22 protein-coding genes and 1 pseudogene are annotated in these 24,300 nt (G+C 53.3%); 15 read left to right on the top strand and 8 right to left on the bottom strand.

Going from position 1 to position 24,300, the window contains the following annotated elements:
- The first annotated feature begins 28 nt into the window (after positions 1-28).
- From ftsA to lpxC, 3 genes and pseudogenes are all read left to right on the top strand, one after another.
- The gene (gene ftsA, locus KO508_RS18580; RefSeq protein ID WP_200367668.1) at positions 29-1,264 is read left to right on the top strand and encodes a cell division protein FtsA; all 1,236 of its coding nucleotides are present in this window, start codon (positions 29-31) and stop codon (positions 1,262-1,264) included.
- A gap of 95 nt (positions 1,265-1,359) precedes the next feature.
- A pseudogene (ftsZ, locus tag KO508_RS18575) lies at positions 1,360-2,401 on the top strand (cell division protein FtsZ); the annotation flags it as partial.
- A 265-nt stretch (positions 2,402-2,666) separates the two neighbouring features.
- The gene (gene lpxC, locus KO508_RS18570) at positions 2,667-3,584 is read left to right on the top strand and encodes a UDP-3-O-acyl-N-acetylglucosamine deacetylase (RefSeq protein WP_216009736.1); all 918 of its coding nucleotides are present in this window, start codon (positions 2,667-2,669) and stop codon (positions 3,582-3,584) included.
- An 11-nt stretch (positions 3,585-3,595) separates the two neighbouring features.
- On the opposite strand, the gene KO508_RS18565 is transcribed toward lpxC, so the two are convergent.
- Positions 3,596-4,042, bottom strand: a complete 447-nt coding sequence (locus KO508_RS18565) for a DciA family protein (protein WP_216009735.1) — start codon at positions 4,040-4,042, stop codon at positions 3,596-3,598.
- 212 nt (positions 4,043-4,254) lie between these two features.
- Here KO508_RS18565 and KO508_RS18560 point away from each other — a divergent pair, with 212 nt between their 5' ends.
- From KO508_RS18560 to ribA, 6 genes are all read left to right on the top strand, one after another.
- Positions 4,255-5,211 (top strand): M23 family metallopeptidase, encoded by a 957-nt coding sequence (locus tag KO508_RS18560; protein ID WP_216009734.1) that lies wholly within the window; start codon positions 4,255-4,257, stop codon positions 5,209-5,211.
- A gap of 169 nt (positions 5,212-5,380) precedes the next feature.
- Positions 5,381-8,113, top strand: coding sequence for a preprotein translocase subunit SecA (gene secA / locus KO508_RS18555; protein WP_216009733.1), 2,733 nt, complete (start codon positions 5,381-5,383; stop codon positions 8,111-8,113).
- A gap of 137 nt (positions 8,114-8,250) precedes the next feature.
- On the top strand, positions 8,251-9,468 hold the full coding sequence (argJ, locus tag KO508_RS18550; protein ID WP_216009732.1) for a bifunctional glutamate N-acetyltransferase/amino-acid acetyltransferase ArgJ: 1,218 nt from the start codon (positions 8,251-8,253) through the stop codon (positions 9,466-9,468).
- A gap of 2 nt (positions 9,469-9,470) precedes the next feature.
- Positions 9,471-10,460 carry a Nudix family hydrolase gene (locus tag KO508_RS18545; protein WP_216009731.1) on the top strand — a complete coding sequence of 330 codons (990 nt, stop codon included), beginning with the start codon at positions 9,471-9,473 and terminating at the stop codon, positions 10,458-10,460.
- Positions 10,461-10,550: 90 nt separating this feature from the next.
- Positions 10,551-11,033: a cyclic pyranopterin monophosphate synthase MoaC gene (gene moaC, locus KO508_RS18540; RefSeq protein WP_216009730.1), complete on the top strand. Its 483-nt coding sequence runs from the start codon at positions 10,551-10,553 to the stop codon at positions 11,031-11,033.
- Positions 11,034-11,096: 63 nt separating this feature from the next.
- Entirely contained in the window at positions 11,097-11,711 is a 615-nt protein-coding gene (ribA, locus tag KO508_RS18535; RefSeq protein ID WP_200367647.1) for a GTP cyclohydrolase II, read from the top strand.
- Positions 11,712-11,813: 102 nt separating this feature from the next.
- Here the strand turns inward: ribA and dxs are convergent, their stop codons facing one another.
- The 4 genes from dxs to KO508_RS18515 all read right to left on the bottom strand — a co-directional run bounded on the left by dxs (position 11,814) and on the right by KO508_RS18515 (position 15,864).
- The gene (gene dxs, locus KO508_RS18530) at positions 11,814-13,745 is read right to left on the bottom strand and encodes a 1-deoxy-D-xylulose-5-phosphate synthase (protein ID WP_216009729.1); all 1,932 of its coding nucleotides are present in this window, start codon (positions 13,743-13,745) and stop codon (positions 11,814-11,816) included.
- Positions 13,746-13,860: 115 nt separating this feature from the next.
- On the bottom strand, positions 13,861-14,757 hold the full coding sequence (locus KO508_RS18525; protein ID WP_216009728.1) for a polyprenyl synthetase family protein: 897 nt from the start codon (positions 14,755-14,757) through the stop codon (positions 13,861-13,863).
- Complete coding sequence (locus KO508_RS18520; protein ID WP_216009727.1) at positions 14,757-15,011, bottom strand: exodeoxyribonuclease VII small subunit; 255 nt, start codon at positions 15,009-15,011, stop codon at positions 14,757-14,759. The genes KO508_RS18525 and KO508_RS18520 overlap by 1 nt, the downstream gene beginning before the upstream one ends.
- 55 nt (positions 15,012-15,066) lie before the next feature.
- Positions 15,067-15,864: an NRDE family protein gene (locus KO508_RS18515; RefSeq protein WP_216009821.1), complete on the bottom strand. Its 798-nt coding sequence runs from the start codon at positions 15,862-15,864 to the stop codon at positions 15,067-15,069.
- A 103-nt stretch (positions 15,865-15,967) separates the two neighbouring features.
- On the opposite strand from KO508_RS18515, the gene KO508_RS18510 reads away from it, so the two are divergent.
- The 4 genes from KO508_RS18510 to KO508_RS18495 all read left to right on the top strand — a co-directional run bounded on the left by KO508_RS18510 (position 15,968) and on the right by KO508_RS18495 (position 19,082).
- A complete protein-coding gene (locus KO508_RS18510; RefSeq protein ID WP_216009726.1) occupies positions 15,968-16,765 on the top strand; it encodes a sulfite exporter TauE/SafE family protein in 798 nt (265 codons plus the stop codon).
- 10 nt (positions 16,766-16,775) lie between these two features.
- Positions 16,776-17,564, top strand: coding sequence for a prolipoprotein diacylglyceryl transferase (gene lgt, locus KO508_RS18505; protein WP_216009725.1), 789 nt, complete (start codon positions 16,776-16,778; stop codon positions 17,562-17,564).
- A complete protein-coding gene (locus KO508_RS18500; protein ID WP_216009724.1) occupies positions 17,561-18,400 on the top strand; it encodes a thymidylate synthase in 840 nt (279 codons plus the stop codon). Before lgt ends, KO508_RS18500 begins: the two co-directional genes overlap by 4 nt.
- A 166-nt stretch (positions 18,401-18,566) precedes the next feature.
- Entirely contained in the window at positions 18,567-19,082 is a 516-nt protein-coding gene (locus KO508_RS18495) for a dihydrofolate reductase (RefSeq protein WP_216009723.1), read from the top strand.
- On the opposite strand, the gene KO508_RS18490 is transcribed toward KO508_RS18495, so the two are convergent.
- Positions 19,061-20,581, bottom strand: a complete 1,521-nt coding sequence (locus KO508_RS18490; RefSeq protein WP_216009722.1) for a DEAD/DEAH box helicase — start codon at positions 20,579-20,581, stop codon at positions 19,061-19,063. The two genes, KO508_RS18495 and KO508_RS18490, sit on opposite strands and share 22 nt — an antisense overlap.
- Positions 20,582-20,779: 198 nt before the next feature.
- On the opposite strand from KO508_RS18490, the gene KO508_RS18485 reads away from it, so the two are divergent.
- A complete protein-coding gene (locus tag KO508_RS18485; protein WP_216009721.1) occupies positions 20,780-21,568 on the top strand; it encodes an acyl-CoA thioesterase in 789 nt (262 codons plus the stop codon).
- A 32-nt stretch (positions 21,569-21,600) separates the two neighbouring features.
- Here the strand turns inward: KO508_RS18485 and KO508_RS18480 are convergent, their stop codons facing one another.
- Together KO508_RS18480 and KO508_RS18475 are read right to left on the bottom strand one after the other, a co-directional pair.
- Positions 21,601-22,500 carry a haloalkane dehalogenase gene (locus tag KO508_RS18480; RefSeq protein WP_216009720.1) on the bottom strand — a complete coding sequence of 300 codons (900 nt, stop codon included), beginning with the start codon at positions 22,498-22,500 and terminating at the stop codon, positions 21,601-21,603.
- A 143-nt stretch (positions 22,501-22,643) separates the two neighbouring features.
- A complete protein-coding gene (locus KO508_RS18475) occupies positions 22,644-22,991 on the bottom strand; it encodes a hypothetical protein (RefSeq protein ID WP_216009719.1) in 348 nt (115 codons plus the stop codon).
- A 121-nt stretch (positions 22,992-23,112) separates the two neighbouring features.
- Between KO508_RS18475 and KO508_RS18470 the strand changes: the two genes are divergently transcribed.
- A complete protein-coding gene (locus KO508_RS18470) occupies positions 23,113-24,192 on the top strand; it encodes an AI-2E family transporter (protein ID WP_216009718.1) in 1,080 nt (359 codons plus the stop codon).
- The last annotated feature ends 108 nt before the right edge of the window (positions 24,193-24,300 follow it).

Below are 24,300 nucleotides of genomic sequence, written 5' to 3'. Positions count from 1 at the left end.
AATTCAGACCTACGGTTTGGTGGAACACATGTCATCGGTTGAAACGGAAAACATGATTGTCGGCCTCGATATCGGAACCTCGAAGGTGGTTGCGATCGTCGGCAAACGCAAGATGGACGGAACCATTGAAGTGGTGGGTATAGGTTCCCACCCGTCCCGTGGGCTCAAACGGGGTGTGGTGGTGAACATCGAAACCACGGTTCAGGCAATACAGCGGGCAGTCGAGGAGGCCGAATTGATGGCCGGTTGCCGTATTCACTCTGTGTATGCAGGGATTGCGGGCAGCCATATAAAGAGCCTTAACTCTCACGGCATTGTCGCCATTCGCGATAGGGAAGTAACTCAGGCCGATATCGACAGAGTGATTGATGCGGCCCAGGCGGTTGCCATTCCGGCGGATCAGAAAATCCTGCACATCTTGCCGCAGGAATTCGTGATTGATAACCAAGAGGGCATCAAAGAGCCCATGGGTATGTCGGGTGTCCGTCTTGAGGCAAAGGTGCATCTCGTAACCTGTGCCGTCAATGCTGCCCAAAATATTGAAAAGTGTATTGGCCGCTGCGGCTTAGAGGCCGACGATATTATCTTGGAGCAGCTGGCTTCCAGCCACGCCATCCTTACAGACGACGAAAAAGAGCTCGGTGTATGCGTTGTGGACATGGGTGGAGGTACCACCGACATCGCCGTGTTTACCGGCGGCGCCATACGCCACACAGCTGTAATCCCGATTGCGGGTGATCAAGTTACCAACGACATCGCGATGGCGTTGCGTACACCCACGCAGAATGCGGAAGAAATCAAAATCAAATACGCCTGCGCTTTAACGCAACTGGCGGGTGCTGATGAAACCATCAAGGTGCCGAGTGTAGGTGATCGTGCACCACGTGATCTTTCAAGACAGGCGCTGGCAGAGGTTGTTGAGCCGCGCTACGAGGAGCTGTTTACCCTCGTGCAATCAGAACTGCGTCGCTCCGGGTTCGAAGATCTGATTCCTGCTGGCATCGTGATAACTGGCGGGTCTTCAACCATGGAAGGTGTGGTCGAGTTAGCTGAAGAAATCTTCCACATGCCGGTACGGTTGGCGTGCCCACACGCAGTCTCTGGTATGACAGAAGTCGTTAATAACCCCATCTACGCCACTGGCGTCGGGTTGTTGATTCACGGTTTCCGGCAAATGGATCTTGGTCGGGCACCGGTGCTCAAGGGTGAAGATGCACCCTCGCTGTTAGAGCGCATGAAAGCTTGGTTTACCGGTCATTTCTGACGGTTCCGGGCAAGCAGTAAACGAAGGTATCTCGAAAATACAATCTCGAATAAACAGTCTGGAACAAGACTGAAACAGCACGAAGGAGAAGGGGAATGTTTGAACTTGTCGATAATGTCCAACAAAACGCTGTCATTAAAGTAGTCGGTGTTGGCGGTGGTGGTGGTAACGCCGTGCGTCACATGCTGAACAGTGACATTGAGGGTGTAGAGTTTATCTGCGCCAATACAGATGCTCAGGCGCTGACCGATTTGGACGCGCGCCAGATCATCCAATTGGGTGGCAACATCACGAAAGGTTTGGGCGCAGGGGCTAACCCTGAAATTGGCCGCCAATCAGCTCTTGAAGATCGCGACCGCATCGCCGAAGCCATTAAAGGCGCAGACATGGTGTTCATCACTGCTGGCATGGGCGGCGGTACGGGTACTGGGGCAGCGCCTGTTGTTGCTGAAGTGGCCCGGGAAATGGGAATCCTGACTGTTGCCGTGGTGACCAAGCCTTTCACCTTTGAAGGCGGCAAGCGCATGAGCTTGGCCGAAGAGGGGCTTAGGGAATTGGAAGAGTGTGTTGATTCGCTGATCACCATTCCTAACGAGAAGTTGCTAGCGGTTCTGGGTAAAAAGACCAGTCTGCTGGATGCTTTTGCTGCCGCGAATGACGTTCTGCTTGGTGCCGTTCAAGGTATTGCCGATCTGATCACCCGAAACGGTATGATCAACGTCGACTTTGCTGATGTTAAAACGGTTATGTCCGAGATGGGTATGGCGATGATGGGTACCGCGCGTGCCACCGGCGAAAACCGTGCACGGGAAGCGGCCGAAGCGGCTATTCGCAGCCCGCTGTTGGAAGACGTCAACTTGCAAGGCGCCAAGGGTATTCTGGTCAATATCACTGCCGGTATGGACCTCAACTTGGGGGAATTCTCCGAGGTTGGCGATATTGTGCGTGAGTTTGCATCGGACTCTGCAACGGTTGTTGTGGGTACCGTAATTGATCCCGAAATGACTGAAGAGTTGAAAGTAACGGTTGTTGCCACAGGTCTTGGCGGAGATCGCGAAAAGCCGACTAAAGTGGTTGATAACACTCGCACTCTGGATGGCAAGACTGATTACAATCAGCTGGATCGCCCCGCAATCCTGCGTCGTCGTGCGGTATCAAGCGGGAATGTAGCGATCGATCAGAGCAAAGAAAGCGAAGAGCAGGGTGTCGATTACCTCGATATTCCCGCATTCCTTCGCAGACAGGCTGACTGATTATCGAGTTCGGCTGACTGCCAACGGCTTGATTGCGTATAGTTTACGCAATATCAAGTCGCGTAAATGGTGCTCAGTCGTATTTTTTGATATTCTGCGCGCAAGTTTTTGTTTAGAATATCGCCAATTTTTTACGGAATAACGAACCGATGATCAGACAACGGACACTTAAAAACACGATCCGTGCTACCGGGGTTGGGCTGCACTCAGGGGAAAAGGTTTACCTTACCCTCAAGCCCGCGCCGATAGATTCGGGAATCATTTTCCGCCGCACCGATCTCGACCCTGTGGTCGAAATTCTGGCCTGCGCTGAAAATGTGGGTGAGACCATGCTGTCCACGACGCTGGTAAAAGACGGTGTCCGTGTGGCGACAATAGAACATTTGTTGTCGGCCATGGCTGGTCTCGGTATCGATAACTGCTATGTGGAACTGAGCGCTGCTGAAGTGCCGATCATGGACGGCTCCGCTGGCCCGTTCGTTTTTCTGCTGCAGTCTGCCGGCATTGCCGAGCAGGAAGCTGCCAAGCGGTTCATTCGCATCAAGCGGGAAGTGACCCTTGAAGAAGGCGACAAGAAGGCTACCTTCCTGCCGTTTGAAGGCTTCAAAGTGAGCTTCGGCATCGACTTTGATCACCCAGTGTTCAAAGGTCGTGCCCAGACCGCGACTGTAGATTTTTCAAGCACGTCTTTCGTGAAGGAAGTCAGTCGCGCAAGAACTTTCGGGTTTATGCGTGATATTGAAAAGCTGCGGGCAATGAATCTAGCGCTGGGTGGCAGTGTAGACAACGCCATTGTAGTAGACGACTACAAAATCCTGAACGAAGACGGTCTTCGTTACGAGGACGAGTTCGTCAAACATAAAGTACTGGATGCGATTGGGGATTTGTACCTGTTGGGCAATAGCCTGATTGGTGAATTCCGCGGCATCAAGTCCGGTCACGATCTGAACAATAAGCTACTGCGCAAGCTCAGGGCAGAAGAGGATGCATGGGAAGTGGTTACCTTTGATGACAAAGAAACTGCGCCCATCTCTTACATGAAGCCTGTGCTAGCCGTACCAGCTTAAGGCAGGATGCCTTAATCCCGGACGTGGCTTGCGAGTTTTTCGAGAACCTCGCGTAATTTTTTGTCCTTCGTGTGCCCGGCTTCCTCTTTGAGGAGTCGGGCATTTTCTTTACTGAGCGCTAACTTTTTAATCGGTGGTTTTTCGCTAAACCGGGGCGGTGAAACGTTTACCTTGAGCTTCCACACAAAGCGGAACAGCTCGTTTTCTCGCAATTTTTCCATGATTTCGTGCTGACGGAAGCGAAGTTGGCTTGCCTTGCCAGCGTTTTCCGCAGAGAGGGTGAGTTCACCCTCCAAACAGCATACAAAGCGGGTGCCTTCCATTAAAGCTGGGGGTAATGAAGCCATAACTTCTTTTTCCGCTTTACTGTGGGTGTGGGCTTTTGCGACGAGTTCCCGCAATCCGGGCGTTTTGCCTAGGTTGTCGAAGGTTAGTTTTTGATCACTTTTTCGCTTCATAGGGCGTTTTCTTCTCGACGATCCGCTTAACGATTGGTTACACTTCGGCACGTTTCGTGCGTAGCACCATAGCTGATCTTGTTTTACCTTGTTGTAAATAAGTATGTCTACCGGGCGCTACGATTTATTGGTACGTAGTTGTTGCTAAGGATGGCAAACCCACTCGGAACTTTCCGGGCTGCGACACTACGGGAGATGGTTGCGGTTCTTAAATGAAGTCAGACAACATTATGAATATCATTCTTGTTGGCAAGAGCCACGGCAAGTCCCGTGTGCTGGCACTTAATGCCATGACTGTTGCTGCCTGTTGCTCTGTTTTGCTTGCGCTAATAGCCGCGGCTAGCTGGGCGGGATACAGTGCTGCAATAGGCCAGACGAAAGCCCCTGAACAGCCAACGGATTCCGAGCTCGTAGCCTATTGGCAAAATGAGTTGGGCAAGCAGAAAACGGAGTTGGTCAGCCTTCAACAGAATGTTCAGGATCAGGTGGATGCGCTCACGTTACGCCTTGGTCAAATTCAGGGCCGATTGTTGCGCTTAGATGCTTTAGGTCAGCGCTTTGTTGAGTCCGGTCTGGTTGCCAGCGATGAGTTCGATTTCAACCAGCCAGCGGCGGTGGGTGGCCCTGAAGACTCCCTTCCTGCCGACTCTTTCTCTGCGCCCGAGTTGACTCGGATGATTGATGAGCTAGAACGAAAGATGCTGGATCGCGAACAACAGTTGCGCCTTTTGGATCAGGTTTCTTCCCGCCAAAAGCTTGAAGATGAGCTGTATTTGGAGGGTCGTCCGATTACTTGGGGGTGGTTGTCCTCGCGTTACGGTTATCGTTCCGACCCATTTACCGGCAAGCGTACCTGGCACGGAGGCGTTGACCTTGCGGGTAAAGAAGGCAGCGACATTATTTCGGTGGCGGGCGGCGTAGTTACCTACGCTTCCGAGCGCAACGGTTATGGAAATCTGGTTGAAGTAGATCATGGCGACGGTCTGGTGACCCGCTATGCCCACTGCAAGACTATTGAAGTGCAAGTAGGTGATGTTATCCAGAAAGGGCAAGTGCTGGCGCTTATGGGAAGCACAGGCCGCTCTACTGGGCCTCACGTACACTTTGAAGTTATCCGTAACGGAAAAAGTGAAAACCCTGAAACCTACATTAAAAGAGCCAGCCGTTAATTGTTTAGATGTTATCAGGCCTTCCTTCAAGCCCCGCCAGCCGTATCAGGCCCCTTATTTTGAGTAGGATAGCTCCTTAAGGCCGGGTATGTGAGCTCTGCCTTTTGTACTCCTGCAAAATAAGGTTAGAATGCTGGCTTCCTCCGTTCAATCAAAGAAGCTGTAGTCTATGTTCTCAAAGTTTGCAACCAAGATGTTTGGCAGTAAAAATGCCAGAGAAATCAAGAGAATGCGCAAGCTCGCTTTGCGAGTTAACGAACTTGAAGAGCAGTTTGGCAATCTTGCGGATTCTGAGTTGCAAGGTAAGACGGCCGAGTTCCGTCGCCGGCTCGACGAAGGCGAGAGCTTGGATGCATTGCTGCCTGAAGCCTTTGCCACTGTTCGTGAAGCAGGGCGTCGGGTTATGGGTATGCGGCATTACGATGTGCAGTTGATTGGCGGTATCACTCTGCACGAGGGTCGGATTGCGGAGATGAAGACTGGCGAAGGTAAAACGCTGGTCGCGACCGTTGCTGTGTACTTGAATGCATTGCCCGGCAAGGGCGTGCACGTAGTAACCGTGAACGACTACCTAGCGAGCCGTGACGCCGAGTGGATGGGTAAGCTGTACCGCTTCCTAGGGTTGCAGGTGGGTGTTGTTGTATCTGGCCAACCGGCCGAAGAGAAGCGCGCTGCATATCAAGCGGATATCACTTACGGTACGAACAACGAATTCGGCTTTGATTACCTGCGGGATAACATGGCATTCAGCACCGAAGATAAGGTGCAGCGTGGTCTCCACTACGCGATTGTCGACGAAGTTGACTCCATTCTTATTGACGAAGCCCGCACACCACTGATCATTTCTGGCGCTGCTGAAGACAGCTCCAAAGCCTATCTCGCTATTAACGAACTGATTCCCAGCTTAGAAAAGGGAGAGGTTAGTGAGGAGGGTGAATCTTCCGGTGACTTCACCATCGACGAAAAGTCCCGTCAGGTAGAATTGACTGAAGCGGGCCATGAGAGGGTTGAAGAGCTGCTTTTGGGCCGTCAGTTGCTGGAAGAGGGTGAAAGTCTTTATTCCGCTGCCAACCTCAGTTTGCTGCACCATGTCCACTCAGCACTCCGTGCCCACCATCTGTTCCAGAAGGATGTTGATTACATTGTTCAGGGTGGTCAGGTTGTCATTGTTGACGAGCATACCGGGCGTACAATGCCAGGTCGTCGCTGGAGTGAGGGTCTGCATCAGGCTATGGAGGCCAAAGAGGGCCTCAAGATTCAAGCCGAAAGCCAAACACTGGCGTCGACCACCTTCCAGAACTATTTCCGGCTTTACGACAAGCTCGCAGGCATGACGGGCACGGCGGATACCGAAGCCTTCGAATTCCGCCAGATTTATGGTCTGGACGTGGTGGTGATACCGCCTAATAAGTCGATTCAGCGCATTGACTACAATGACCTTGTTTATTTGACACAAGAAGAGAAGTTCCACGCCATCATTGACGAAATCAAGGATGTGACTGGCGAAGGGCGACCGATCTTGGTGGGCACGGCTTCCATCGAAGCCTCCGAGTTACTGTCTATGCTGCTCAAAAAGGCACGCATCGAGCATAAGATTCTTAACGCCAAACAGCACGAGTCTGAAGCACAAATTATCGCTCAGGCCGGTCGCCCTGGCGCGGTGACTATCGCTACCAACATGGCCGGCCGGGGTACAGATATCGTACTTGGCGGTAACTGGGAGCACGAAGCTGCTGCGCTGGAAAACCCCACAGAGGAAGAAATTGCGCGCCTCAAGGCCGAGTGGACAGAGCGCCACAATCAGATTTTAGAAGCCGGTGGTTTGCACATTGTTGGTACCGAGCGCCATGAGTCCCGCCGTATAGATAATCAACTGCGTGGTCGTGCCGGACGGCAGGGTGATCCAGGCTCTTCCCGTTTCTTCTTGTCGCTTGAAGATAACCTAATGCGCATCTTCGCGCCGGATCGGGTAAAGAGCCTGATGCAGGCCATGGGGATGAAGAAAGGCGAGGCCATCGAACACAGAATGGTCACGAATGCCATTGAAAAATCCCAGCGTAAGGTCGAGGGCCGCAACTTCGACATGCGTAAAACGCTGCTTGAATACGATGACGTAGCCAACGACCAGCGAACAGTTATTTACGATCAGCGAAATGAAGTAATGTCTTCGGAAGACGTCTCCGAGATGGTTGATACCATCCGTGAGGATGTTGTTGATACGCTTGTTAGCGAACACATTCCACCCCAGAGCATGCCTGAGCAGTGGGATGTGGCCGGTTTGGAATCTCAACTGCAATCAGAAATGGCCGTCGACCTGCCAGTTCAGTCTTGGTTGGAAGAGGATAAAAAGCTATACGAAGATAACTTACGCCAAAAAATTCTTGATGAAATTGTGACGGCATATCGGGCCAAGGAAGAGGTAGCTGGTGCCGAGTCCATGCGTAAGTTTGAAAAGCAGGTATTCCTGCAGGTTCTTGATACTTTGTGGAAAGAGCACCTTTCCAATATGGACCACCTGCGTCGTGGCATCCATTTGCGCGGCTACGCCCAAAAGAACCCGAAGCAGGAATACAAGCGTGAAGCGTTTAACCTGTTTGAAACCATGCTTGAAACCATGAAGCGTGATGTAACGCGTGTTCTCTGTCACGTTCGGGTTCAAAGCCGGGAAGAGATGGAAGAGGTTGAGCGTCGTCGTAAAGAAGAGCTGGAGCAAGAACTTGCCAAAGCGCGTCTGCGCCACGATGAGACCAGCGCGACTGCGCAAGGCGAAAGTGGGCAAGGGGATGAAGGTCAGGCAGCACCTGAAACCTTCGTGCGACAGGATCGCAAAGTGGGCCGAAATGAACCCTGCCCATGCGGATCCGGCAAAAAGTTCAAGCAGTGCTGTGGCAAGGTAAGTTGACCATACCGCACTGACATTAAGTATAGAGAACGGAGCCCGCAATCGACCAGCTGACTGGAAGACTGCGGGTTTTTCGTTTTTAGACCGACTCGATTCATTAATATAGAAACTAGCAAGACAACAAGAGGAGCGACAGGATGGCAGTTGGACCAGGAGCCTTACCCGAGTTTTTCCCGGTAGCAGGTGTCAAACTGGGCATTGCCAGTGCTGGCATTAAAAAGCCCGGCCGCAAGGACGTAGTGGTGTTTGAACTAGCACCGGGAAGTCGCGTCGCTGGTCTGTTCACTCGCAACCAGTTCTGCGCTGCGCCGGTTACCCTCAGCCGCAAGCATCTGGCTGAGAAGGCGCCGCGTTATCTTTTGATTAATACAGGTAACGCGAACGCAGGAACAGGCAAACGTGGTATGGATGATGCACTTGCCTGTTGCCAAGCTCTGGCACAGCAAGCTGGAGTTAGTGTCGCTGAAGTACTGCCATACTCAACGGGGGTTATTGGCGAACCTTTGCCTGTCCAGAAAATTGTGGGCGCATTGCCGGAAGCCCTAGCTAGCACTGCGGATAACCGCTGGGCAGAGGCCGCAAGCGGCATAATGACGACAGATACTCGGCCCAAGGGTGCATCGGTCCAAGTCGATTTGGGTGGCCATACGGTTACTATTTCTGGAATCAGTAAGGGCGCAGGCATGATTCGCCCTAATATGGCAACCATGCTCGGCTTTATCGCTACCGACGCCCGTATTGCGCCGGATGTGCTACAGACATTGGCATCGGAATTGGGCGAGCAGTCATTTAACCGAATTACGATTGATGGCGATACTTCCACTAACGACGCCTGCACGCTGATTGCCAGTGGCCAGTATACCGGCCCGGAAATCACTCTCGATAGCCCGCAACTCCCGGCATTGCGCAACGCCTTAAAGCAAGTTTATCTAGATCTCGCTCACGCCATAGTGCGCGACGGTGAAGGCGCAACCAAGTTTATAACCATCCGCGTTAGTGGTGCTGCAGCCCAGCAAGAAGCGCTGGATGTAGCTTATACCGTAGCCCACTCGCCTCTGGTGAAGACTGCCCTGTTTGCATCGGACCCGAATTGGGGCCGGATTCTGGCGGCAGTTGGTCGGGCTGGTGTTGTAGATCTGGATGTGAGTGCTCTGGAAATCCATCTCGGAGACGTATGCCTGGTGAGAGGTGGAGGTCGTGCTGAGGACTATTCCGAGGAGCGAGGGCAAGCGGTGATGAATCAGGAAGAGATCACGATCGCCATCGATCTTAAACGTGGCGAGGTTAGTGAGACCGTCTGGACCTGCGACTTTTCTCACGAATATGTCACTATCAACGCTGACTACCGTAGCTAAATATGGGTACAGCAGAACACAATACCCAGGAGGTTCATGTCGCGGTCGGCGTTATCGTTCGCGAGGGGCGGGTGCTTATTGCCCGCCGTCCGGATCATGTTCATCAGGGTGGCTTATTAGAGTTTCCCGGTGGAAAAGTTGAGTCGGGGGAATCGGTGCAGGCAGCCTTGGTGCGCGAGATTGCCGAAGAGACCGGCTTAGAGATCCCGCGGGAGGCTCTGCGCCCGTTAATTGGCATTCGTCACGATTATGGCGACAAGCGTGTTTTTTTGGATGTCTGGAGAACGGAGAGGGCGCAGGGTGAAGCCCTTGGCCGCGAAGGGCAATCCATAGACTGGGTGAGCCCTGAAAGCTTGCGGGATAACGATTTCCCTGCTGCGAACCGGCCGATTATACGGGCTCTGAAGTTGCCTTCTCTATTGGCGATAATGGGCGATAGTTGTTCCGGCGATGAGGGCGCCCAGCATTTTCAGCGCGCGCTTTCAGGACTGCCAAAGCAAGATCCTTCAGTGCTGGTCGTACTGCGTGCGCCGAATATGACCATGCATAACTATGAATGTCTAGCTGAGAAAGCTATGGAGCTTTGCGATGCAGCGGGCGTTGGCCTTGTGCTGCATGGGTCGGCTGAAGTATTTGATGGCAACCCGGATGCAGTCGGTTTGCATATGCCCTGGCGGGAAGCCGAAAAACTGAAGGCTAGGCCAGTACCTGATGGGGTGTGGCTTGGCGTTTCTTGCCATGATGCTGATGAAATAGAGCATGCTGCGGCCATCGGTGCTGATTATGTAACCCTAGGTCCGGTAAAACCGACGGCGACGCACCCCGGGACTCCTTCTCTGGGGTGGGCGAAATTTCATGATCTGGTAGCACGTTCGACCATACCGGTTTTCGGGCTCGGTGGGTTGGACGTGGCTGATCTCGACGCAGTGTGGCAGGCGGGTGGTCAGGGCGTGGCCGGTATTCGTTATTGGTGGCCCGAATTCGCCGCATAGAAGAATATCTCTGATATGCTCGGCCCGCTTGATCCTTTTTCATAAAGTAACGTATCAATAATTTATTGATTCTAACCCTCGGGAGACGCCGTGAGTAAATTGACCCATCTTGACGACAAGGGTGAAGCCCGCATGGTGGATGTTACGGAGAAAGCCGTAACAGAACGCGAGGCGCGCGCTGAAGCGACGATCCACATGGCAGAGGAAACTCTGAGGATGATCATTGATGGCGAGCACCCCAAGGGTGATGTGTTGGCCGTCGCTCGTATTGCCGGAATAATGGCGGCCAAACGAACCCACGACCTGATTCCATTGTGCCACGCTCTGAGCCTCACCTCGGTGAAGGTGGAGCTTTCAGCGGGTGCGGACGGTGCGTCGGTGCATATACTTACCCGCTGCAAACTTTCCGGTCAAACCGGTGTTGAGATGGAAGCTTTGACAGCGGCCAGCATTGCAGCTCTAACGCTTTACGATATGTGCAAGGCCGTTGATAAGGGCATGGAGATTGGCAATGTGCGTCTGCTCGAGAAGAAAGGCGGTCGCAGCGGGCATTGGGTTGCCGGCGACCGCTGATGCCTGATGAGCGCGCCCGTGATAGAATACGCGCCCCGTTTTATTGAACCACGAGGAAAGACTGTGGCTGTTCGTTACATCGAGACCTGCCGGTTGCCGACCCCTTTCGGGGTGTTCGATATGCATGGCTTTGAGGAACCGGACACGGGAAAGGAGCATATTGCTCTAACTCTGGGGTCGTTGGACGGTGACGAACCCATGTTGGCCCGCACACACTCCGAGTGCCTTACTGGCGACGCGCTTTATAGCATGCGTTGTGATTGTGGTTACCAGCTGGAAGAGGCTTTGCGCAGCATAGCTCGTGAGGGTCGTGGCATTTTGATGTATCTGCGTCAGGAAGGCCGGGGTATTGGCCTCCTCAATAAAATCCGTGCCTACCACCTGCAAGATCAGGGGGCTGACACCGTTGAAGCCAACGAGCGCTTGGGGTTTGCGGCAGACCTGCGTGATTACAGCATGTGTAAGGATATGCTCGCGCATCTAGGTATCAAAAGCTTACGCTTGATGACAAATAATCCTCGCAAGGTTAAAGCGTTGACCTCTTACGGCATCGAAATAACCGAGAGAGTGCCGCTGCATGTAGGCCGCAACCCGCACAATGAGCAATATCTCGATACCAAACAGAGCAAGCTCGGGCACTGGTTGGAAACTCATCAGGATGATGACCCCCAGCAGTAGCCTCAGCCTTGAACGCGCATACAGATATAAAGAAGCCCGCCTCAGGAACAAACTGAGCGGGCTTTTTGTTTATGAACCACCGGGTTCCGTCTGAGAGACGCCTTATTTGACCGCTTTCAGGCGCTGGTGCTGCAAACGTTCCATTCTGGCGTTGATGGCTGCGAATAGCCCCTGAGCATCTAGCCCGCAGTCTTTGAGTAGTTCTTCGTGTTTGCCATGATCAATGAAGGTATCTGGCAACCCAAGTTGCAGTACGGGCATGGAAACCTCTTGTCTGTTCAGGAACTCCGTGACGGCGCTTCCTGCGCCACCTGCAATGGTGTTCTCTTCCAGCGTTACCAGCAGATCGTGCTGTTCTGCGAGTTCGAGAACCAGTGCTTCATCCAGAGGCTTAACGAAGCGCATATCGGCCACCGTTGCGCCAAGCTTTTCAGCGGCTTCCAGCGCTGGTGTGAGTAGGGTGCCAAAATTGAGAATGGCGATGCTGCTGCCTTCACGAATCTTGCGCCCCTTGCCGATTATCACCGGGGTCAGTTCTTTTTGAATGTCCGCGCCCGGCCCGGTCCCACGTGGATAGCGCACCGCTGCTGGCCCTTTAAACATAAGGCCAGTATGAAGTAGTTGGCGGGTTTCATTTTCATCTGATGGCGTCATTAGCACCATGTTCGGGATGCAGCGCAGGTAACTGATATCGAAAGCGCCGGCATGGGTAGGACCGTCCTCACCGACCAGTCCTGCACGGTCGATTGCGAATAGCACGTCCAAGTTCTGGATGGCTACGTCGTGAATCAGCTGATCGTAACCGCGTTGTAAAAACGTCGAGTAGATAGCAACTACCGGCTTGGCTCCATCACATGCCATGCCCGCTGCAAGCGTCACGGCGTGCTGTTCCGCAATGGCTACATCGAAATAACGATCCGGGAAGCGCTCAGAAAATGCCAGCAAATCCGAGCCTTCGCACATGGCGGGGGTGATGCCACTCACACGATCATCCAGTTCAGCAGCGTCACACAACCACTGGCCGAATACGTTCGCGTACTTTTGTTTCGTCGCAACAGGCTTGACCGGCTCGGGCTTGCTGGCGGGTACAGGTTCAATCTTGTTGATGGCGTGGTAGCCAATGGGATCGGCTTCAGCCGGAGCGAATCCCTTGCCTTTGGTGGTCACCACATGGAGGAACTGAGGTCCGTCGAGTTCACGGATGTTTTCCAGAGTTTCAATGAGCAAAGGCAGGTCGTGCCCATCAATGGGGCCAATGTAATTGAACCCCAGTTCTTCAAACAGGGTGCCCGGCACAATCATGCCTTTGAAGTGCTCTTCGGTTTTCTTTGCTAGCGCCATCAGCTGCGGTGCGCCCTGAAGAACCTTTTTGCTGCTATCGCGAACTTGATTGTAGGTGCGACTTGATAGCAGTTTGGCGAAATAATTGGACAGACCGCCAACATTGCGTGAAATCGACATGTCGTTATCGTTCAGAATGACTAGCATGTCTGCGCGCAAGTGACCTGCGTGGTTCAGTGCCTCAAAAGCCATTCCGGCTGTCATGGCGCCATCGCCGATAACAGCAATGCTCTTGCGGCCAGTTTCCTGCTGCCGAGCGGCTATCGCCATGCCTAGAGCGGCACTAATAGAGGTGCTGGAGTGGCCCACGCCAAAGGTGTCGTACTCGCTTTCAGCGCGCTTGGGGAAGCCTGCCAGACCGTCTTTGCGACGAATGCTGCCCATGCGGTCACGACGGCCTGTGAGAATTTTATGCGGGTAAGCCTGATGGCCCACATCCCATACCAGACGGTCTTTCGGTGTATTGAAAACGTAGTGCAGCGCCACGGTGAGTTCGAGTACACCAAGTCCTGCCCCGAAATGACCACCAGTCTGCCCAACAGACCACAGTAGGAATGCCCGCAGTTCTCTGGCAAATTGAACAAGCTGGTCAGGCGGCACCTCCCGTAGTTGGGCGGGTACCTCAATCCGATCTAGCAGCGGCGTATTAGGTCGCTGGGACGGGATTTCCTTGAAAATATAAGTGTCCTGCATTTAATCGGGTCTTTTCCGGAATGTTCGGTAACTGACTGGCATTATAGGGGAACAGTGGCAGCTATTTCACACCCTGTCCCTTAAGTTACGAAATTGTACTTGGCCAACAGAAGGCTTAATGGGTTCTCGCCACCACATAGTCCGCCATGGCTCTGAGAGGGTCGGCCACCGGTCCGAAATCCTGCAAGCTCTCAAGCGCGCTGCTGAGCAATGATGAAAGGTGTTCCCGTGCGCCTGCCAACCCCAGAAGAGCGGGGTAGGTAGGCTTTGCACGGGCGATGTCTGAGCCTTGGGGTTTCCCTATGGTTTCTGTATCGCCTTCAATGTCTAGAAGGTCATCCTGGACCTGAAAAGCCAGACCAAGGGCCTTGGCGTAAGCCGTCAGTGCATCCAGAGATTGTTTGGAGACTCCGGGTGCGGTCAGCGCGCCAATGCGAACGCTGGCCTCAATTAGCGCGCCGGTTTTATGTCTGTGCATGCTCTCGAGCTGTGCCAGAGTCAGGCTTTTCCCTACGGACTCCAAGTCAATGGCCTGACCGCCAACCATACCGCTGTGGCCGCTTGCATGAGCCAGCTCCCGAATCATTGCGAGGCGCGCAGGCGCCTCTATTTCGGGAGCCTCAGCTAGCCATTCAAAGGCCAATGCCTGCAGGGCATCACCTGCAAGAATCGCTGTGGCTTCATCAAAGGCGATATGGGCGGTGGGCCGCCCCCGGCGTAGTTCGTCGTTATCCATGGCCGGAAGGTCGTCATGTACAAGTGAATAGGCATGGATCAGTTCGACCGCACAGGCGGGCACCAATGCGGCCTCCATAGGTTGCCCCAAAGCGCTTGCAGCGGCCAGACTTAGTGCTGGCCGAATTCGTTTTCCGCCCCCCAGAACGCTGTATCGCATAGCTGCCTGAAGCCGTTCAGAGGTAGAGCCAGACGCAATACGCCTATCCAGCTCTGCATCCACACGGCTGCGGCAGGTTTCCAGATAATCCATGGTAGACAGAGTTCCGTTATGCATTAGTCGGCGTCATCCGGAGAGAAGGGTCGCGTTTCGAGACTGCCATCGTCGTTTTGTACCAGTTTTTCAACCCGCTGTTCGGCATTTTTTAGGGCCTGCTGACACGTGCGAGTTAGTTTTACACCGCGTTCGAAGGCCGTCAGGGACTGTTCAAGAGAAAGCTCCCCCTGCTCAAGATTGCGAACCAGGGTTTCCAGCTCGTCAAGGGACTTTTCAAAGTCGGCAATAGATGTAGCGTCTTGTTGACCGGCCATCGGTGGCCCTCCGATTGGGTGCAGGAATTTTGTGGATTATATCAGAGGCTGAGCGCTATCGCTGCCAGTGGAACTCACGGTATTCCTCGGGCTGCCCTTCAGGCGCCCAGCTCTGTTCGGTAACATAAATCTCACCGGAGCTTGATACGCTGACTATAGTCGTAGCGCGGGTGCCGTACTCGGTGCCGGTTATAAACGGTGATGACAGAAAGCGCTCGGTGTCGCGGTGTACGCCGGTGTTGGGGAGCAGGTGGTCTGGCGCTGGTGTCGTGTCGTGTAGGAGCCGGGTAAGGTCTTTGTGCAGCATTTCTGCATTCTCCCGGGCAGACTTTACTGTGTGACCAACCGCTTCTCTCAAGCGCAGTAGTTTTGGCCAAGGAGTTTGGAGTAGGTGATTGCTCAGGCCATAGACCCCTCGGTAAATGCTGCGCCCGGGGTGAGCGTCGCGGTTGCTGTAGTACCAGCCAGAGTTCTGGTCAGAGCGCCAACCCTCGGTATGACCGAGGCGAACAAGATTGAAACCTGCGTAGCGTGTGGAGGTAATCGCCAGACTTTCTTGCAACTGTTCCTCCGGTTCCGCGAGAGCCCGAAGTGGAAGCTCGCCACGACTGATATCGCCAGCTTCTGGTGAGCCTTCGCGAACGTTGGTGACGGCGCTTATTGAGCCTTCAGGGGACACCGCCAGCCAAGTGCCGCCGGATTTCAAATCCTTTCCTGAAAGCACCCGGTTACCCGCTTGAGTTGTCCACCAGTCTAACGGTGCTGTAGGCCGGCGAAAAAACTCATCTCTATTGGCGGCAACCACCAAGGGAAAACGGTCACTCTGGCCAAGAGAAAATGCGATTAGGCACATGCGACGTTGCTCTCCGGTGGGTGAAATGGGTGTTGCGTGTGGTGAAGTTGCCACGGTCGGTGTGTATCATACCAGCCTTGTTTTCTCGGATGTGTGAGAGTGTATGTCCCTATTATCCGTATTTGCCATCTATATGATGCTCGGTGCGTTCGCCGGCACTCTTGCAGGCCTTTTCGGGATTGGTGGCGGTCTTATTATTGTGCCGGTGCTGATTTTCAGTTTCGGGGCTCAGGGCTTTAGCTTGGAAATTGCGGCACATATGGCCGTTGGAACCTCGCTTGCGACCATTGTGTTCACCTCCCTTAGTTCCATTCGCTCGCACCACGGTCATGGGGCTATTCGCTGGGATGTATTCCGGCCAATGGCTTTTGGCATTGTCGCGGGCGCGTTTATAGGCGCTTGGACTGCGGCGCTATTAAGCGGAGCCATGCTGGAACTTATTATTGGTGTGTTTGTCATTCTCGTCGGGCTGAAAATGCTGTTCGAGGTAAACCCTTCGCCAAGCAGAAATGTTGCAGGTAACACTGGCCTTGCAGGTGCCGGTGCAGGCATTGGGTGGGCCTCAGCTATTTTTGGGATAGGCGGCGGAACGCTTACGGTGCCTTATTTGAGCTGGAGCAACGTTCGTATGCAGCAGGCGGTAGGCACCTCTGCGGCCTGCGGGCTGCCGATTGCGATTGCGGGTGCTATAGGCAATGTTTGGACGGGGTGGAGCGAGCCAGCCCTGCCTGAATATAGCTTTGGCTATATCTATCTGCCGGCTTTGATCGGAATTATTCTTACCAGCGTGCTGTTTGCACGTGTGGGAGCGAATTTGGCGCACCGGCTTAACGCCAAAGTCCTGAGGCGCGTGTTTGCCATCCTGCTTCTGCTGGTTGGCCTTCGTTTTTTACTGAGCTAAGAGGTTATTGATGCTTCAGCATCCACAGATAGATCCGGTTGCCATCGCCATAGGTCCATTAAAAATCCATTGGTACGGACTTACCTACCTAGTCGGCTTTCTCGCAGGCTGGTGGCTGGGCAGGCTGCGTACACGCAAGCCTTGGGCGCCGATCAACGAAGAGCAAATGGGCGATCTTCTGTTTTACCTTGCCCTTGGGGTCATTATTGGTGGCCGCTTCGGCTATGTGATCTTCTACAACTTCGACAGTTTTCTGGCCGACCCCCTATGGCTACTGCGGGTATGGGAAGGCGGCATGTCCTTCCACGGTGGCTTACTAGGGGTCATGTTCGCCATGTGGTGGTACGGTCGCAAAGTCGGAACGGGCTTCTGGCGCCTTGCTGACTTTGTTGCACCCTTGGTGCCCGTTGGTCTTGGTGCGGGGCGAATTGGCAACTTCATCAACGGCGAACTCTGGGGCAAACCCACGGATGTGCCATGGGGAATGGTGTTTCGCCAAGCGCCGGACGCCTTAGCTCGCCACCCATCGCAACTCTACCAGTTTGCACTCGAAGGCGTGGTTTTTTTCATTATCCTCTGGTGGTTCTCATCCAAGCCGCGCCCTAAAATGGCCGTGGCTGGCTTGTTCTTGATTTGTTACGGAGTCTTCCGTTTTATGGTGGAGTTCGTGCGCCAACCTGACGCCCAACTTGGCTATTTGGCCTTCGACTGGCTCACCATGGGGCAGGTGCTTTCCTTCCCGATGATTTTGGCTGGCGTGGTTCTGATGTCCATTGCTTACCGGAGAAACGCAGAATGAAAGCCTATCTCGACCTGATGCGCGATGTGGTGGATAACGGTTACGACAAAGGCGACCGCACCGGCGTTGGTACCCGCTCAGTTTTCGGACGCCAGATTCGCTTCAACCTTCAAGATGGCTTCCCTCTGTTAACCACTAAAAAGGTACACCTGCGTAGCATAATCTATGAATTGCTCTGGTTTTTGAAAGGCTCCACAGACAACAACTGGCTGAAGGAGCGTAAAGTCTCCATCTGGAACGAGTGGGCGCTGGAAAATGGCGACCTCGGCCCTATTTATGGCAAACAATGGCGAAGCTGGGAGTGCCCGGATGGCCGCGTGGTAGACCAGATCAGCGAAGTGATCGACCAGATTCGCAGTAAACCAAACTCTCGCCGCTTGATCGTATCCGCCTGGAACCTGGCCGAGCTTCCTGATGAATCGATTGGTCCTCAGGAAAACGCCGAGAAAGGTTTGATGGCGCTGGCACCTTGCCACTGCCTGTTCCAGTTCTACGTAATCGACGGCAAGCTCTCCTGCCAGCTTTACCAGCGTAGTGCTGATCTGTTCCTTGGAGTGCCATTCAACATTGCATCCTATGCACTGCTGACTCACATGATAGCTCAACAATGTGATCTGGAAGTTGGGGAGTTCGTTCATACCTTTGGTGACTGTCACCTGTACCAAAACCATCTGACAGACAACATTGTATTTGAGCAACTAAAACGCGAACCAAAGGCGCTCCCTAAACTAGTTATTAAGCGTAAGCCGAACTCAATCTTTGACTATGAACTGGAAGATTTCGAGTTTGAAGGCTACGACCCTTACCCCGGCATAAAAGCTCCTATAGCAATATAAAACCGGCAGGATTCATCCAAAGCTCGATCGCAAGGATGCGGGAAGGGCTCTCCAAAAATGTTCGGAGCCATGGATGGCAGAGCCAAGCGTACACGGACGTACTTGCAGCGGTTTTTGGAGAGCCCTTCCCGCATTCTTGCATCCCCCGAATCAGAGGAACCCAAGCATGCGTAAAGCACTAATCGTCGCCATGTCGCGAAACCGCGTTATTGGCAAAAATAACAAGCTGCCATGGTACCTGCCAGGCGATCTCAAGTACTTCAAACAAGCCACCATAGGCAAACCCATCATTATGGGCCGCAAAACCTGGGATTCCATTGGCAGACCACTGCCGGGCCGGATGAACGTCGTTATCTCCCGAAATGCAGACCGGGAGGCCCCCGCAGGAACCGTTAGCGCAACATCATTGGAAGAGGCAGTAATTAAAGCTGAAGCACAGGCTGAACTTGATGGGGGTGACGAAGTAATGATTATCGGGGGAGGGCAAATCTATACAGAAGCGCTACCCATGGTAGACCGCATTTATATCACTCAAGTGCACGCCGAGGTGGATGGCGATGCGTATTTTCCGGAAGTGAACTGGGATGAGTGGGAAGAAATCGGACGGGAGGATTTCTCCGCGTCCGATAACAATCCTTACGACTATAGCTTTGTCGTCTATCAGCGCTTGGCGTCTGACTGACGAGGAGGCCGCTTGCCTGCAGGCTTGCCGCCTTTGCCAGAAGGCTTGCCACGAGCACCTGAGCCACCGCGCCCTTTGTAGCCACCTTTCGGTGGCCCCTTGCGAAACTCGCCTGAACGGCCGCCACCCTTGCGGTCACGGCGTGCGGGTGCAGACGCAGAGACTACCGGCAGCGCTTCTGGCTGCTCCAGCGGCAATGATCCCGGCTGCATAGCTTCCATCCAGCAGGCCAAAGCGCCAGCAACCATGGCAATGTCCATTTCGTTGCGCTCGGCGATTTCATCCAGCAATGCCATGGATTTTGCGAGTTTTTTGTCCTCGGAAAAGCCCAGTAACTGGCTCTCGAACTGCTCTTCGCGCATTTTCTTCAGCTCAACCGGCGACGGCAACTCATAAGCAACCATGGGCGAGTTGGTAGCACGCTCAAGAGTACGCAGCCAGCTCCGCTCACGGGGAGTTACCAGCAAAATAGCTTTGCCTGTGCGCCCGGCGCGCCCTGTGCGGCCAACCCGGTGGATATAGGCTTCCGTATCGTAGGGCACGTCATAGTTGATAACGTGAGTAATTCTGGGGACGTCCAAACCACGGGCGGCTACATCGGTAGCGACAATGATATCTTTCTTACTGCGTTTTAGGTCTTCTACCGTCTGTTCACGCTGGCGTTGGTTCAGGTCGCCATTCAGCGGCGCAACTGCGTGCCCGCGGGCACTGAGCTTTTCAGCCAGAAGCGTGGTTTCAGCTTTGGTGCGCACAAAGATAATCGCAGCCTCGATAGGCTCGACTTCAAGAATACGAGTTAGTGCATCCAGCTTACGCTCTGCATACACGGGCAGAACAAATTGGGAAATGCGCTCTACGGTACGAGTTTCGCTTTCGATTTTCACTTCAACCGCATCGCTAAGATAAGTCTGGGCGACCTTCTTAATTTGCGGTGGCATAGTGGCGGAGAACAACGCGCGTTGACAGTTTTCCGGCGTCTTGGCCAGAATGGCTTCTACATCATCAATGAAGCCCATACGCAGCATTTCATCGGCTTCATCCAGAACCAAGGCTTTAAGGTTGCCCAGTTTCAATGTGCCTTTGCGCAGATGGTCGAGCATACGGCCGGGCGTACCGACAATAACTTGTGCGCCGCGTCTGAGGCCTTTAATTTGAGGATAAAAATCCTGACCACCGTAAATCGGCAACACGTGGAAGTTGCGGTATTTAGCGGCGTAAGAAGTAAACGCTTCTGCAACCTGGATAGCCAGCTCCCTTGTGGGGGCCAGAACCAGAATTTGAGGTTCGCTTATCGAGGCATCAATTCGGCTTAGCAGCGGTAATGCGAAGGCAGCGGTTTTACCCGTGCCGGTCTGGGCAACGCCCAGTAAGTGTTTGCCAGCGAGCAGTGCGGGAATGCACTGGGCCTGGATGGGCGTTGGGGTTTCGTAACCAATAGCGGATACAGCTTCAAGTACGGCTGGATCCAGCCCCAGTTCGGCAAAGGACAATTCAGACATTGATTTACTCGGTATTCGGAAGGTAGAGCATTGCCGGGCAATGCATTATGTGGCGATATTATAACCGCTTTTTACTGGATTTAATACGTAAAATCCTCAGCCGTCTGTAGGTAGTTGCCGGGACGCTGCCATTGCATTGCAATCGCGTTTTGGGCAGTCTTTATTCCTCCACCGATAGGTTGCTAACAGGAACGCACTATGACCTTTGATGAATTGATAACTGCTGGTCGCGCCAGCAATGAGTTGGTGATGCCTGCAGCTTGGTCGCAGGGGCGCGCAACCTTCGGCGGTCTGGCGACCGGCTTGCTATTTGACCGAATGGAGCGAGCGGTAGCCGATAGTAGGCCTATGCGGTCCATGAATGTGTCATTTGTGGCTCCGGTAGAAGCGGATGTACCAGCCTTATTCGAAGTGCAAATTCTGCGCGAAGGTAGGTCCGTGAGCCAAGTCGAGGGGCGGATTATCCAGAATGGAGAACCCCGGTTGATCTGTATTGGTGCCTTTGCGGGCGACAGAGAATCAATAGTACAGGTTGACGGAGAACCCGCTCCCGATGCGAAACCTGTGGATCAATGCCAGAGCTTGCCATTTATTGAAGGTGTAACCCCCGGTTTCATAGGTTTTATAGAATTGCGTTGGGCCTACGGCAGTATGCCATTTACCGGTGGGAGCAGTCGGGAAATGGGTGGTTGGATGCGGTTCCGGGAAGTGCCTGAAACACTGACCGATGCACACATAGTGGCGCTGGTCGATGCTTGGCCTGCGCCTGTTCTGCAGCACTTTAAATCTGCTGTGCCAGCCAGTTCATTGTCCTGGGCTTTGGATATCATTCATCCGAGACCAACTCTAAAGGCCGACGATTGGCTGTTATACAAGGCGAGCATTGAGCAGGCTGGGGATGGCTACTGCCATTTCAATGCCCGGGTCTGGACCTCGCGCGGGGAGTTGTTGGCGGTCAGCCGCCAGACGGTCACGGTCTTTGGCTAAATAGCGCTGTTGCTCTCTAGCGAAATGGCGACTCAGGCCGCTATTTCAGCTTTGAGTGCGTCGATAATGATCCGTGCAAAATCCTCTGGAGAGTCTTCCTGTAAAAAATGCCCGCCGCGCAAAGTGATGTGAGGCTGCCCAAGTGCGCCCGGAATGCGGCGCTGCATGTATCGGTCTCCGCCGCGGGTTATAGGGTCGCCGCTGCTAAAACAGGTAATAAAGGGCTTGCGCCATTTTTCTAGGACTTTCCAGGCGGCTTTGTTTGCGCTGCTTGACGGATCTTCAGGTGATATTGGCACCAATTTAGGGAATGCACGTGCGCCCGCCTTGTGCTCGGTGGTAGGGAAGGGCGCTTCGTAGGCAGCTAACTCGTATTTGTTCAGTGTGCGTTCGGTACCTAGTTGTACAATCCTGCTAACTGGAAACCATGGGCTGTGTGTTGCAAAGGCTTTCCATACGCTGAATGTTGCAGGTGCACGGACTTCACCGGTTGGAAGCATGCCATTGCCAACAATGATGCGTTGGAATCGGTCCGGTAGCTCAGTTGCAAGCCTCAGCCCTAGTAGTGATCCCCAGTTTTGGCAGACCAGAGTGATATTCCACAGGTCAAGAGCTTTGAGCCAGTGGGTGAGCCATGCCAGATGCCGATCGTAACTGTAGTCGTTAACAGATGCAGGCTTGTCAGACTTACCAAAGCCCACTAGGTCTGGCGCCAATACGCGGTAGCCTTCCGCAGCAACAATTGGAATCATATGGCGGTACAGGTACGACCAAGATGGCTCTCCATGAAGCATAAGAACCGGCGATGCGCCAACGGGACCCTCGTCAACATAGTGCATCCGGAGGCCAGACTCGACATCCAGATAGTGGGGAGTAAACGGGTAACCCGGAAGGTCTGCGAAGCGGTCTTCGTCGGTCCTCAGAATACGCATGCCATCGACTGTCCTAACTGATTGGTTGCGTGATTGTTGTAGGTTCTCTTTTTGAAACCGGTACAACAATCTTCAACCAATAGGATAAATCAGTTAGAAGGCTGGTGTGTTTGAGTTGCGTAACAGAGCGTTGCTGCTTTGAATCAGGAATTGTTCGGGTCGACTATCGGCCGCCGGTTTGAGCGCTTATCCTCCCAACTCAGGTCTTTGGGGTCGTACCATCCTATGGCGTTGAGCACTTTTTCACGGGTTGCGACAGAAAGGGTTGGCCAGAGTTCTTGGAAATCATCCAGTCCCTGATCGCGCATCTTTTGCTGCTTGCTCTGAAGGCGGTTAATAATTCGCGGCAGTTGCAGGGCCTCCCCCAACTGTCCCGGCACCAGCACTTCTTGGCCCATGACCTTTTTGCGATGAGTTCTGGCTGCCAAAACCCGGCGCAACTCCGCAGCGGCCTCTAGGGCCGTATCCGTGTTAAAGGTTTCCAGTTCCAATGCCGTGACCTGTTTAATCGTTAATCAACAACTTTTCACTATAACCTGAAGCATGCATGAGTGGCCATGAGGTCGTGGTAGGCTGTTGCGCGACTGAATCTGACAGGGACAAAGCAGAATTATGTACGCAAAACTCGAAACGCGGACCTTTCTTGCCATGCTGGTAGGGGTATCTTTGGCTTTCGTGCTTCTTATGAAGCCTTTTATTGGCCCTATCTTCTGGGCCATCGCCATTGCCTTGATTTTTCATCCGCTGCAGCTTTTTCTGGTGCGCAGACTTGGTGACCGGCCCAACGTGAATGCGTTGATCACGCTAACAATATGCATGTTGATTGTAGTAATTCCTGTGCTGGTACTGGTTACGTCTCTGGTGGCGGAAGGGTTGGGTATTTATCAGAAAATTCAGGAAGGAGAGATAAAGCCCGGAGAATATATCGATCAGGTGAACCAATCGTTCCCGGCCATACAGGCGTTCCTTGCGCAATTTGATATTAACTTTAGCGAAATTCGTGATCGGGTTGTCAGCCTGTTTGTAGGTGGTAGCCAGTTTCTAGCCAAGCAGGCGTTGGGCATAGGTCAAAACACCTTTCAGTTTTTCCTCGGGCTGGCACTGATGGTTTATCTGGCATTCTTTCTGTTGCGCGATGGCAGCAAGCTGATTGACCTGATGATTCGAGCACTGCCTCTGGGAGATGAGCGTGAGCGGCTGCTGTTCGCAAAGTTCGCTGAAGTGACCCGCGCGACGGTAAAGGGTAACTTGTTGATCGCCATTATTCAGGGTGCTCTAGGTGGCATCATTTTCTGGGTTCTCGGCATTACAGGGGCCCTGCTGTGGGGTGTGGTTATGGCTATCTTTTCGTTGCTTCCCGCTGTAGGTGCTGCGCTGGTGTGGGTGCCCGCCGCTATCTATCTTGCCGCTGTGGGCGACATTGTTCAGGCAGTGGTATTAACGGTATTTGGCGTAGTTGTGATCGGGCTGGCGGATAATATTTTGCGACCGATTATGGTAGGTAGAGATACAAAACTACCGGATTACATTGTGCTGCTATCAACGTTGGGGGGCTTGGCCATGTTCGGCATTAACGGCTTCGTGATGGGGCCCCTTGTTGCGGCTTTGTTCATGGCGTTCTGGGGAATATTTATTCGAGAGTTCAGTGAAGAATCGCAAAGGGTTGAAGCGCCGGGAGATGATGTCGATTAAGGCGACACGAGACAAAAGTATGTTAGTCTTTTCTTAAAGATGCCTCAGCCTGTGGAGATTGGCACCACATAACAAGAAAGAAACGGATATCGAAAAGATATCAGGAGT

Source organism: Marinobacter salexigens (assembly GCF_018860765.1).
GTDB lineage: Bacteria > Pseudomonadota > Gammaproteobacteria > Pseudomonadales > Oleiphilaceae > Marinobacter > Marinobacter salexigens_A.
Note: the sequence above shows the minus strand (reverse complement) of the source record. Positions and strands in the feature narration are given on the sequence as shown.